This is a genomic window from Burkholderia sp. Bp8992, from assembly GCF_003853705.1.
Lineage (GTDB): Bacteria > Pseudomonadota > Gammaproteobacteria > Burkholderiales > Burkholderiaceae > Burkholderia.
This window is the reverse complement of record NZ_QTQI01000005.1, coordinates 177,560-189,982: the sequence shown is the minus strand read 5'-3', so window position 1 is coordinate 189,982 and position 12,423 is coordinate 177,560. Positions and strand designations below refer to the sequence as shown.

The window sequence follows — 12,423 nt, the reverse complement described above, 5'->3', positions numbered from 1 at the left end:
ATGGTCGCAGAATCCGTCGCGCGCTGCCGGCCCGTTGCGAAACCCGGGTCAGTCGGCCGGCTCGGAAACCTGCCCGGCGTCGGCTCGGGTTTGGCGCGCGTCGCCGCGCCGCGCGTTCCGGCCCCCGGCCGCCGGCGGCACGCCGCCCGCCGCCACGGCGAGCAACGGGCGCTCGGGATGCACGAACAGCCACAGCACCGCGCCACAGGCCGCCGCGGCGCCGATCACGACCATCCCGCTGCCCCAGCTGCCGGTGACCTTGACGACGAGCGCGAGCGCCATCGGCCCCGCGACGTTCGACAGCGCGCCCCACACGTTGGTCCAGCCCGACATCACGCCGGCGAACGGCCGCCCGAGATCCTGCGCGGCCGACCATACGACGACCTGCACGAACCCGACGGCCGCAAACGACAGGCACAGCAGCGCGATGACCGCGGCGATCGCCTCCGCGCGCGACGCGGCGACGAGTGCCAGCGCGCTCACGACGAATCCCGCGATCGCGACCGGCGTGCGCGCCCAGTAGATCGAGCCCGTTTTCCTCAGCAGCCGGTCGCTGACGGCGCCCGCGACGAATACCGCCACGAACACGGCAACCCACGGCAGCGACGCGTATATCCCCATCGCCTTCAACGACAGCCCGCGTGCGCGCATCAGGTAAGTCGGCAGCCACGTCGTGTAGAAGCTCTGGATCAGCACGAGCAGGAAATACTGGATGCCGAAGATCCAGAAGCGCCCCAACCGCAGGCAACGCACGAGCGAACCCGACGCGGCCGCGTGGCCGGGCGGCTGGCCGGCCGCGATGTAGTCCGCCTCGGCCCGCGTGATGAGCGGATGCGACGCCGGCGCATCGCGGTAGCCGAACCACCAGATCGCACCGAGCAGCAGGCCAAGCGCGCCGAATCCGTAGAAGACGGCATGCCAGCCGAAATGGACGATCGTCCAGGCCGTGAGCGGCGCCGACACGATCGGGCCCAGATACAGCCCCGCGAGCAGCACCGCGTTGCCTTTCGCGCGCTCGCCGGCCGGAAACCAGCGCTTGAGCGCGACGACGCTGCTCGACCAGTCGGCCGACTGCGCGCCGCCGAGCACCAGCCGGCAACCGAACAGCCAGGCGAACGAACCGCCGAGCGGCGTGACGATCATCATCAGCGACCACAGCGTGCTCGTGCCGAACAGCACGCGGCGCGATCCGAAGCGCTCGGCCGCGCGACCGGCCGGAATCTGGCCGATCGCATAGGCCCAGAAGTAGATCGTCAGGATCATCGACATCTCGACGATCGACAGGCCGAGTTCGCCCTGGATCGTCGGTGCGGCCACGGCCATCGCCGCGCGATCGAGCGTCATCACGAAGGTCAGCGGCGCGACCAGAAACGCAACGATCGTCCAGCGGAGATGGTTCACGTGGCGCGGCATCGTGTGGCTCCCGGATCGGCCGTCAGGCGTCGTGCGGGCCGGACGCCCGGCCCGGTTCGCACTGCATCCGCTGCACGAGCGCGGCCAGTTCGCCGATATGCGTGGATACTGCCTGCTTGCCGGCGCGCGCCCACGCATCGAACGACGTCATGCCGGTCACCGCGCCGACGAACGGCACGCCGGCGCGCTCGGCCGCCTGCGCGTCCACCGCGTGGTCGCCGACGTAGATCGCCGCGCGGGCCGGCAGACCGAGCCGCGCCAATGCCTGTACGAGCCCCTCGGGATCCGGCTTGTGACGCTGCACGTCTTCCGCGCCGATCAACACGTCGACCAGCGGTCGCAGGTTGTTGCGTTCGAGAATCGCGTCGATCCGGTAGCGAAACTTGGACGACACGATCGCAACGGCGAGCCCCTGCTCGCGCAACCGCGCAAGCAGCGAAGGCACCTCGGGATAGATGCGCGTACCGGGCACCATGATCTCGTCGGCACGCGCGACGAAGTGCCGTGCGAACGCTTCCGCCCGCGCCGGTTCCGTTTCGTCCGTCAACGCGCGGAACATCTGCGGCAGCGGCAGCCCGATCACGGCGGCGATCTGCGCCGGCGTCGCGCGTGCCGCGCCGAGCTGACGCAACGCGTATTCCGTGCACTCGATGATCGCCGCGGACGAATCCGCTAGCGTCAGGTCGAAGTCGAAGATGACGGCCCGGACAGACATGCAAGGACTCCGCAAACAAAAAATGGATCACGCTCGACGCGTGACCCGGAACGATGTCGCGAGGCGCACCGGGCGCGGACGATCAACGCGCCTGGCCCGATTGCTCGCGATCGGCCGCGTCCAGCCCCTCCGGGTCGCGCTTCGCCCACTGTCTTGCCCATCCCAGCAACGGCTGCAGCGCCGCTTCGAGCCGCCGGCCTTCGGCGGTCATGCAATAACCGCCCTCCCCGTGCTCGACGAGGCCCGACGCCTTGAGCTCGGCCAGCCGCGTGTTGAGCAGGCGCGCGTTCGTTTCGCAGGCTTCCTGCAATGCGCGGAACGTGAGCGGCGCGCCTCGCAGCTCCCACAGGATGCGCAGCGCGGTGCGGCGCCCGAGCAGATCCAGCACGACCATGATGGGCCGCCCCGTCGTCGATCCGCGAACGCGTTGTCCGATTCTTGGTGTCGTCATGCTTTACTTTTTAAAGCAATCGGCAGGCAGAGTCAATCGCCTGAACCGAGCCTCTCTTCTGCTTTACTTTTTAAAGCACGGTGTCTACGCTGCCACTGACGCTGAACCGGAACGGGTCCCGGTCGGAAGTGGAGATTTCCGGCTTGGATTCCTCTCCGTCCGGTTGCAAACCGCAACCGGACGGTCGACAGGTCGATCAACCTCAATTGCTGAAGATCAGACCGCGAGCGGCGCCATTGACGTAAATCCGGCCATAGGTGTTCCAGTCGCCGGCCATCACGCCGGAGTCGCCGAATTGGTGCGCGTCATCGTTGAAGCGCGACCACGTTGCACCGCCGTCGTCGGAATGGTAGATGCCCCAGACGCCGTTCATCGTGCCTTCCACGTAGACCGCGGCCGAGTATGGCGAACCGGTCGGCGCCCTGCCCAGCGCGATCACGGTGGCGCCCGGTGTGTTGCTGGTCGACGCAAAGGCGCCGAGTTTCGTCCAGGTCGCGCCCGAGTCCACCGAGTGGTACACGGCCGTGCCGTCGGCCAGCCAGAGGTCGCCCTCGGCGTTCGGATTGACCGCCATCGACGTATCGCGCCACGAATTCCAGGCCAGGTTCGCGTTCACCGAGCCCTGGCTCAGCGTGAACGTGTGGCCGCCGTCGTTCGACACGTAGATCTTGCCGCGCTGCCAGCTCCACGATGCGCCGCCGGAGTCGTACGCATAGACCTTCTTCGGGTTCTTGCGGTCCGCGGCCAGGCGATAGGCACGCTGGAAGCCGTTCCAGGTCGCACTGAACGCCGGCAGGTTGGTCGCGGTCCAGCTGGCGCCATTGTTTGTCGTGTACGACGGCACCGAGTCCGGCGGTGCCCAGGTCACGTTGTTGCGGGACGGGACGACCAGGTTGCCCACGTTGCTCTGGCTGGCCGCGGCGCCGTTGGGCAGCGACGCGAACGTCGCCCAGCTGTTGCCGCTGTCGCCCGACCAGAAGCCCTTGGTGGCATGGCCGTTGGCGTTGTCGACGCCCGCGGCGGCGATGTACGTCGGATCGGACCACGACATGTCGGCCGAATTGCCGCTGCTCCATGTGTTCAAAGGGCCTTTCGTCGGCCTCGTCGAGAGATCCGTATTGACCCACGTGCCGATGTCGCCGGCGCTGTTGATGAACTTGTACGACGCACCGGGCGGCGCCGTGACGAGCGCCAGCGTCACGGTTTCCTCGAGGTTGTCGACCTTGGCGCTCCAGGTGGGCGTCGGCGACGACGCGTTCATGGTTTCGCAGATACCGCCGCCGTGGACGTGCATGACGTGATCGCGATTGGCCGGGTCGATGGTGACGCCCTCGACCCAGCCGGCGCAGCCACCCGCGGCAAGGCCGGTGTGCGGCATGCCGGCCTCGATTTCACGCCACGTACTGCCGCCGTCGTCGGACAGCTGGATGGTCTTGCTGGTGTCGCTCCAGCCCGTCATGCCCAGTGCGATGCGGGCGGACGCGCCCAGACCAGAGACGGACAGGCCGCCAAAACCGTTGCTGCTGGAGCTCTTGAGCAGCGTCCAGTTGCTGTTGTTGCTTCCGCCGAACTTGTAGAGATAGCTCGGTCCGCCGATGCCCTGGCCGACGCCTGCGTTGAACACCACGTAGAAGTTGCCGTCGGACGTGCGCACGACGTGCGGGATGTAGTAGCCGGACACCGTCGGCGGGACGGGCACCGGCGTCCACGAGAAGCCGCCGTTGGTGGACTTGTACAGCGTCGACGTCAGGCCCGCCGCGTTGGCGTAGTCCGGGGCGACGGTGGCCCACATGATCCAGGTCGGCTGGCCGCCGCCCGTGCCCGACGTGTCGAAGATGACCTGCTCGACGCCCAGCGGAGAGCCGCCGCCGCTGATCGTGGTGGAGGACAGACCCGTGACCTGCGTCCAGGTGCGGCCCGAATCGGCACTCTTCCACAGGCCGGCCGTGCGCGATCCGTAGAACAGCGTCGACGGATTGTTGGGGTCGACCTGCAGACGCTCGCCCGTGGCGCGGCCGTTGTCGTTGCCGCCCACCGGGAACGGCAGGTCGTAGTGCGTCCAGGTGTTGCCACGGTTGCTCGAGATGTAGATGCGGCCGTTGTGACCCTGCGTCACGGTAATGCCGGTCATCATGTAGACGAGCTGATCGTTGTTCGGGTCGAGCGCGAGGCTTTCGACGCCGTGGAAATCGCCCTCGCCTGAGCCGAAACCGATGCCGTCGGTAATCGGCGTCCACGTCGAGTTGGTCGCGTTCCAGCGGTACGCGCCGCCAACGTCGGTGCGTGCGTACAGCAGGCTCGCGTTGGCTGGATGGTAGATCAGGCCGGTGACATAGCCGCCCCCGCCCCACTTGACGCTGGTCCAGCTGGCCGCCGGCAGGTTGCTGCCGCTGCCATTTCCGCCGATCTGACTACGATTGGCGGCTACGTTGGCCCCCACCTTGGTCACGCCTGTCGCGCTATCGGATCCGTCACCACAGCCCCATAACGTACACGCCATCGCCGCCGCGGCAATCCATCGTCGAGAAAACATAGTCATCCGAAAGGTCCTTGAAGGGAGAGGTCCATCGCAGGGCCCGCCACCGGGCCCCGCGCAATCAATGCGCCATGAGCGATGCAATCTGCGCAGCGCCGAGCGCACCGCGATAGATGCGGAAATCGTCGATCAGACCGTGGAACGTGGCGTCGGCACTGTATTGCGATTTGCCCAGCCAGTTCTGCGTGGTACTGCCCAGGCGGAACGGCGCCTGGAACATCGCCGTGTTGGTACTGACGGGCGTGCCGTCCACGTATATCGTGCCGGTCGAACCCGACAGCGTGACGGCCACATGCACCCATCTCTTGCTCGGCAGCTCGGTGGGGGCGTCGATGATCTGTTCCGGCGGGCCGTCACCGGGGCCGTTGGCCGTCATGGCGAAGCGCATGCCGGTCCAGCCGCTGCGCAACTGCGCGCGCGGCGTGAACATCATGTAGCGGTGGAAGCCCGTGCCGAAGTCGAACAGGCGTGCCCACGTTTGCGCGCCGTTCCAGAACACCCAGCTGGCGATGGTGAAGTCCGACACATCGACCAGCAGATCGTTGGGCAAGGCCACATACGCGCCCGAGCCGTTGAGCGAGACCGCGTTGCCGCTGTGCCCCGCCGCCCACGTTGCGCCGTTGAGCGTGCCATTGCGCCCGTTGCCCGAGCTATCGGCGGCCGTGATGCCGCTGCCTTCATCAAACGTCAGATGCGCGAGCAGCTGCTGCGCCGTGATCACTTTCACTTCGTTGGAGAGCGCCGATTCGCCCGCAATCGTTTGCGCTGTCACGACATAAAAATACGTTCCGGCACCGGCTGGCATATCGGCATAGGTCAGCAGATCGGTGATACCGCTCTGGATGGTGCTGTACGGACCGTCGGCAATGGTGGCGCGCTTGACGTTGTAGCTGACGGCGTTGCTGCTGCCCCACCACGACAGCACCACCTTGCCAGCGCTGGCGTAGCCGGTCAGGCCGGTCGGCGTTGCGGCTGGAGTGCCGGGGTCGAGCGTGCAGGTGAGCGTGCCGTAGCCAAGCTGGTCGAAGCCGCCACTGTTGGGGCCGTAGTTGCCGCCGCCGCCTTCCGGCGCCACAAGCTCGGCAGCGCGCTTGGTGTAAGGCGCCGCCAGGCCTTTGCGGTTGATGTAATGGTTGGCCACCAGCGCCCAGCAGGGCCGCCCCAGGGCATTGCCTTGCCCGCCGGCGGCGAACTGCGTCTGGATGACGCCGGCGCTGTTCTGGTACGTGACGAAAGGCACCGTGTAGAACGCGCCGCCTGCCTGCTTCAGGTTGGCCTTGGCCACGTATTCCGCGCCCGCCAGAAAGCGATTGTTGTCGTAGCCGTACAGGTCGATGCCCTGGTTCCACGCCATCTCGCAAATGGCGCCCGTCAATGCAATGCCGAGCGTGCTGTGGCCCTGGTCACGGCCGGCTTCCTGCCATTGCCCGAGGTTGCCGGGGTGCACGTAGTACACGGCTTGCCGGATACAGCCGTTGCTGCCACCGGTCTTGAAATGGGTGATGGCCTCGTTGACGAGGTCGGCATCGTCGCACAGCACGCCGATGGCCAGGACGCACGCGATGTTGGCCAGGCCCCAGTTGGCCCAGTAGTGCGTGTCCATCGCGGTGTCGATGCGGGTCAGGAAGGCATGGCTGACCGGGTAGAAGACATTGCGCATCATTGCCTGAAACGCCGCGAGTCCGCCCGGACTCCAGCCGCTGTAGCCGCGCATGATTTCGGCTGCGTTCGCGAACTCGTAGCCGTAGATGCCGGCGGCGAGCGCCACGTCGCTGCCGCCAAGCGTCGTCAGCGTCGACGCCCATTGGTCCAGATACTCCACAGCTTTGTCGGCATAGCGTTTGTCTCCGACACCTTCCAGCGCAGCGCGTCGCCATAGGCGGCGGCGATGTCGTTGTAGAGCGCGCCGTAGTTCTGACCATGCGTGGGATCATTGCCGCGATAGATGCCGACCTGCGGGTTCGGCTTGTTCGTCAGCCGCGTGTGACCGTTGGCGACGAGCACGTTCCAGCTGTCGATCCACGGGGAAGCGTGGGCGCCGACTTTGGCACGCATGCGTTCGAAATCCGCCTCGGTATGCAGCAAGCCGGGATGCGTGAAGGCGCGGGTTTGGGCAGTGCCTGCAGACGTCGCCCCTGCGTCGATACCGTCCGAAGCCGGAGCCACTCCGGACGGCTGGCCGGTGCCGTTTGCCGAGGTACGCTCACCGCCTGTAACCGCGTTGCTTCCGTCACCGCCGCATCCGGCCAGAAGCGTTGCACCGAGCCCCATCACGAAATGGCGTCGTGCAATATTCTCGATGTCGCCGAGTGGGACGACTTCCTCGGACAGCATCGTCGATGCTCCGTTGTCTCGCATGTCTGGATCCCCAGTTTTTTAGCTATGGTCGAAGCGGCACAAATGTACGAACCGTTCCGTATTCGTCAGGAACGCGTAGCATTCTATCCAGCACGACGGGGATGTAATCAAGCGAAAAAAAACATATTCGCTAATGACACGCAATTGTCACATCGGTGATGCACGGACTGAGGAATGCGCGACGCGGCTGGGCACCGCCGAAGAACAAGGCAAAGTTGTCACCGTTTGCGAAGTAGAAATGTCACTTCGCCGGTCGACACCGACGCGGGATCGGAAAAACTGTCGCGCAATCATGGATTTTTGTGCAGCGCCGGCAGTGAAAGTCCCACGTTGTGAGAAACCGGGGTTGATCGGACAACCCGATCGCAGGGGTAAGGTTCTAGCGCGTTTGCGTGCCGTCCGGCGATGTCTGCCAACGGTCGCGCGCAACACCAAAGGCCGCACTGGCGTCGCTCGAGCGGCTCTTTGCGACCCCACAACGGACACTCAGCTTTCCTGATAGCCGCCACTCAGGACCACGCTAACCTCCTCGGCAAATACCCACCAGGCTGACGGCCGCGTTTCAACCCGGCGCGGCGACCGTGGCATGTCATCGCTAGCGGACTATCCCGTGCGACAATCCGGATAGCGCTTTGCATCGTACAGCGCCTGAGCGCCCGTCCCGCGGCGTGATGCCTCAGGCCATCCAAGGTCATACATCTTGAACCGACAAACCACACTCTCATGCCCCGACTGGGTAAGGCGCGCCGAGCCGATAGAAGGTGTCGAACGCATCGAAGCGTGGTTTCACGGCAAGGCGTACGCCATGCACCGCCACGATACCTATGCGATTGGTCGCACGATCGCTGGCGTCCAGAGTTTCAACTATCGGCGCAGCATGCGAAACAGCCTGGCGGGCAACACGATGGTGCTGCATCCCGACGAGGCTCACGATGGTCAGGCGGGTACCGACGAAGGGTTTCAGTACCGGATGATCTACGTGGAACCCGCGCTTTTTCAGGACGTGCTCGGCGGGCGGGCGTTGCCGTTCCTCGAAGGCGGCGTGACGACCGATGCGCGCCTTGCGGCGGCAACCACAACATTGCTGCAGCACGTCGGCCATAGGCTTGAACCGCTTGAACAAAGCGATGCCCTCGCCGAACTGACGCATGCGCTTGCCGCTGTTGCCGGCACGCCCACACGCCGTCCGAAAGGCGACTTCCTCGCGGCGCGGCGCGCGCGCGACTATTTGCACGTGAACTGCGCGCGCGTCGTCACGCTCGCCGAACTTGAAGCAGCGACGGGCCGCGATCGCTGGAGTCTGTCGCACGACTTTCGCACCTTCTACGGCACGAGCCCGTACCATTATCTGACGATGCGGCGCCTCGATGCGGTGCGCCGCATGCTGCTCGCTGGCACCTCACTCGTTCACGCCGCTGCGGCCGCGGGTTTTGCTGACCAGAGCCACATGACGCGTCACTTCTCGAAAACATTCGGCATGACGCCGGGGCACTGGCTCCAGGTCACGGGCAGCATCCAACGCGGCTGAAAACACACACGATCGTTCAATACGGCCGCAAGGAGCATGCGTATTCTCGAAGCATTGCCCCTTGAAAGGAGAGAACGGTGTCCCAATCCTCGAAACACAGCAACGTGCCGGCCGAACGCGGCCAGTGCCAGACCATCGACTTGACCGGAAAGATCGCGCTAATCGACGGTCACTGGGAACCTCGTGTCATCGCGGAAATGAACGACTATCAGTTCAAGGTTGTGAAAGTCGAAGGCGAATTTCAGTGGCACCGCCATGCCGATACCGACGAAACGTTCATCGTGCTTGAAGGCGAGTTGCGTATCGATCTTCGCGCGGGTCCCTCGGGTGACGGTTCCATTGTGCTGCGTGCCGGTCAGATGGCGGTGGTGCCGAAGGGCGTCGAACACAAGCCCTGTGCAAATGCCGAAGTAAAGATGCTGCTGATCGAGCCGCGAGGTGTGGTGAACACGGGCGACGGCGCGGCGAGCGAGCGTACTGTCGAGAACGACCAGTGGATTTAATGCAGCCCCTGCGTATGCCAGCCGAGATAGTCAGGGCGGACGAGCTCGAGCAAGTCCGCGGAAACGCGATCGTCGTCGATCTGGACGCATCAGTTCGACGGCTCCTTCTGACCCGAGGCCGTCAGCCACCGCCCTGCGCCGCTCGACCGACAACTTCCAACCGTGGCTGTGCAGTTCGGCGTCCCGCTATGTGACGTGGCAGTCAATTTCGGCGAGCGGCGCGCTCGTCATTCGCCGAGCGCGCCGCCGCACGCCCCATCAACGCGACGCGCCCTCGTCGTGCGCGGGCCCCATCATCAGGACATCCGACAACTTCAGCACGGGACAATGCGCACCGGCGCCGGCAACGGCATCGCGGTACGTATCCGTGACTGCCGCCGCGATCGCATGGGCGGCCTCGACGCCTTCGGCCATCGCCGAGTAGTAGGACAGATCCTTGAGCGCATTCGCCATATGGAACGGCAGCGCGGACGTGTCGCCCGTCTCCAGGAACGGACGCAGCCGGCTCAGTGCGGCGCCGCCGCCACCGCCGTTGGCGAGCACGTCGGTCAGCACAGCGACGTCCACGCCCGAGCGCTTCGCGCACGCAACGGCTTCCGACAGCAGCGCGATGGTCCCGAGCGAAACAAAGTTGTGCAGCAGCTTCATGCTGTGGCCGGCCCCGACATCGCCGACGCGCGTGATGTTTTCCGCGAAGCACGCGAGCACCGGCCTGATCTCCGCGAACACCGCGGGCGACGCACCGACCAGCAGGTTCAGCCGGCCCTCGTGCGCCTCCCTGGCGCCGCGCGTCATCGGCGCGTCGACGAAACGGCCGCCCGCCGCTTCGACCCGCCGCGCCATCCTGACGGTCGACTCGGGAACGGCGGTCGAACAATCGACGACGATCGCGTTGTCCTTCAGGCCGGCCAACACGCCGTCGTCACCGGTGAGCACCGCTTCCACTTCGGGGGAGCCCGTCACGCAGAGGATGATGACGTCCGCTTGCGCGGCCAGTTCGCGCGCGGTCCGCACGGTCCGTACGCCGCCGCGCAGCAATTCGTCGAGCGGCTGGTTGCCCGGATGCTCGACGACCGTGAGCGGAAAGCCGTGCTTCAGCACGTTGCGCGCAATGCCATGCCCCATCAAACCCACGCCGATCAGGCCAATCTGCTGTTTCATGTCGTTCCCGTCAAAAGATGGCGCCGCGGCGCAGTGTCCGCGGCGAAATGGATTGCCGCTACCGGTCGACCAGCCGCGACGGCAGCAGCATCGTGAGGACGATGCCCGACAGCAGGCACCCGACCATCAGGAACAGCGGCGCGGCGAGACTGCCCGACATCTGCTTCAGGTAGCCGACCGCGTAGGGCCCGAAGAAGCCGCCGAGATTCCCGAACGAGCTGATCACCGCGATGCCCATCGATACCGACGCGGTGCCGAGCGCCGCGGTCGGCATGCTCCAGAACAGCGGCGGAAACGAGATGAGCCCCGCGTTCGCGATGCAGAGCGCGAACATGCCGAGCCACAGCTGATCGTGCCAGACGACCGACAGCCCGAGCCCGGTCGCGCCCATCAGCAAAAGCGCGGCGACGTGCAGCCGCTGCCGGCCGCGGCGGTCCGCGCTGCGTCCGAACAGGACCATCACGACCACGGCCACCGCATTCGGCAGCGCGGCGAGCAAGCCGATGACGAAATCGCTGCCGATGCCCATCTGCTTGATCATCGTCGGCGCCCAGAATGTATAGCCGTAAATCGCGAACACGTCGAGAAAGTAGATCACGCAGAATGCCCACACGAGCCAGTTCGATAACAGACCGCGGTGATCGATCGACTCGGTCGTCGCACGATCTTCCGCCAGCACGCGCGCCAGGATGGCGCGGTCCGCCGGCGAGAAGCGCTCGCTGCGCGTGACGTCGTCGTCGAGCCCCTTCCATACGTAGAAGGCGGCCAGGAACGCCGGCAGCGCCTCGAGGGCGAAGATCCATTTCCAGCCCGGGATCTGCAGCGCCCCGTCGAAATACTGAAGGATGAAGCCGGTCAACGGCGATCCGATCAACCCGGCCAGCGCGAGCGCCGCATAGAACATCGACAGGATTCGCGCGCGCCGCCGCCCCGGAAACGAGCGGGCCATGTAGAGCACGATGGCCGGGATGAAGCCGGCCTCGGCGACACCGAGCAGAAAGCGCATCACGTAGAACTGCATCGGCGTGGACACGAACGCCGTCAATCCCGACACGACGCCCCACGACACGACGATCCGGGTGATCCAGCGGCGCGGCCCGACGCGCACCAGCAGCATGTTGCTCGGCACCTCGAAGATCACGTAACCGAGAAAGAATATCCCTGCACCGAAGCCGAACACCGCATCGGAGAAGCCCAGGTGCTGGCTCATCTGCAGTTTGGCGAAGCTGACGTTCACGCGATCGATGTACGACGTGACGTACGCGAACATCAGGATGGGCAGGATTTGCACGGCGAGCCGACGAAAGATCCGGTCCTCCGTTGCGAGGTCGTGCGCCGATGCCGGGGCTGCGAGGTCGCCCGGGTTGCAGGTCGCGTCGATTTCCACGTTTGTCTCCGAAAGTTCTTGGATGGCCCCGCGTGCATGCTTGCATCGCCGCGCGTGCAGTCGCTGTCGAGATAGGAGTGTGCGACAGGGGACGGTTCGAATCTACCGGCTGCCCCGCGCACTCGATATGCGAAATCCTTCAAGCGGCACTTCGAATATCTCGAACGCACGGGCCGGCCGGCATCGTACGGTGCGATGCACAAGCCGCCGATAAAACGGATTCCAGCCGCCGATCGCTCGCACGACACGGGCCGGTGCAGCGTGACGGCGGCGTCGCGGTGTGCGGCGCACCATTCGCGGCCAGTCAGGGTTAGCACCACTTCGCTCGACACCGTGGAGCGCATCGATGAATGACATACTTGCCGCAGTTT

At 65.6% G+C, this 12,423-nt stretch carries 8 protein-coding genes and 1 pseudogene; 2 read left to right on the top strand and 7 right to left on the bottom strand.

Translation table 11 applies throughout. The features are described from left to right. Positions 1 to 48: 48 nt before the first annotated feature. The 5 genes and pseudogenes from DIE03_RS10020 to DIE03_RS10000 form a co-directional block, all read right to left on the bottom strand. Positions 49 to 1,401, bottom strand: a complete 1,353-nt coding sequence (locus tag DIE03_RS10020) for an MFS transporter (protein ID WP_185658135.1) — start codon at positions 1,399 to 1,401, stop codon at positions 49 to 51. A 34-nt stretch (positions 1,402 to 1,435) separates the two neighbouring features. Continuing rightward, positions 1,436 to 2,128, bottom strand: coding sequence for an HAD family hydrolase (locus tag DIE03_RS10015; protein WP_124449832.1), 693 nt, complete (start codon positions 2,126 to 2,128; stop codon positions 1,436 to 1,438). Positions 2,129 to 2,210: 82 nt separating this feature from the next. Further along, a complete protein-coding gene (locus tag DIE03_RS10010) occupies positions 2,211 to 2,522 on the bottom strand; it encodes a winged helix-turn-helix transcriptional regulator (protein ID WP_226196263.1) in 312 nt (103 codons plus the stop codon). 259 nt (positions 2,523 to 2,781) lie between these two features. Beyond that, positions 2,782 to 5,019, bottom strand: coding sequence for an exo-alpha-sialidase (locus DIE03_RS10005; protein WP_260434842.1), 2,238 nt, complete (start codon positions 5,017 to 5,019; stop codon positions 2,782 to 2,784). Between the two features lie 157 nt (positions 5,020 to 5,176). Then, positions 5,177 to 7,449: pseudogene (locus DIE03_RS10000) on the bottom strand (LamG-like jellyroll fold domain-containing protein). A 724-nt stretch (positions 7,450 to 8,173) separates the two neighbouring features. Here DIE03_RS10000 and DIE03_RS09995 point away from each other — a divergent pair. Together DIE03_RS09995 and DIE03_RS09990 are read left to right on the top strand one after the other, a co-directional pair. Next, complete coding sequence (locus DIE03_RS09995) at positions 8,174 to 9,001, top strand: AraC family transcriptional regulator (protein ID WP_124449828.1); 828 nt, start codon at positions 8,174 to 8,176, stop codon at positions 8,999 to 9,001. A gap of 77 nt (positions 9,002 to 9,078) precedes the next feature. Then, entirely contained in the window at positions 9,079 to 9,504 is a 426-nt protein-coding gene (locus tag DIE03_RS09990; protein WP_124449826.1) for a cupin domain-containing protein, read from the top strand. Positions 9,505 to 9,762: 258 nt separating this feature from the next. Here DIE03_RS09990 and DIE03_RS09985 read toward each other — a convergent pair whose 3' ends face one another. Together DIE03_RS09985 and DIE03_RS09980 are read right to left on the bottom strand one after the other, a co-directional pair. Beyond that, positions 9,763 to 10,665, bottom strand: a complete 903-nt coding sequence (locus tag DIE03_RS09985) for an NAD(P)-dependent oxidoreductase (protein ID WP_124449824.1) — start codon at positions 10,663 to 10,665, stop codon at positions 9,763 to 9,765. A 58-nt stretch (positions 10,666 to 10,723) separates the two neighbouring features. Continuing rightward, positions 10,724 to 12,052 carry an MFS transporter gene (locus DIE03_RS09980; protein ID WP_124449822.1) on the bottom strand — a complete coding sequence of 443 codons (1,329 nt, stop codon included), beginning with the start codon at positions 12,050 to 12,052 and terminating at the stop codon, positions 10,724 to 10,726. Positions 12,053 to 12,423 lie beyond the last annotated feature (371 nt).

Coding starts and splice junctions, on each gene's coding strand:
- DIE03_RS10010 (WP_226196263.1), bottom strand. CDS start 2,522: ATGGTCGTGCTGGATCTGCTCGGGCGCCGCACCGCGCTGCGCATCCTG.
- DIE03_RS09985 (WP_124449824.1), bottom strand. CDS start 10,665: ATGAAACAGCAGATTGGCCTGATCGGCGTGGGTTTGATGGGGCATGGC.
- DIE03_RS10015 (WP_124449832.1), bottom strand. CDS start 2,128: ATGTCTGTCCGGGCCGTCATCTTCGACTTCGACCTGACGCTAGCGGAT.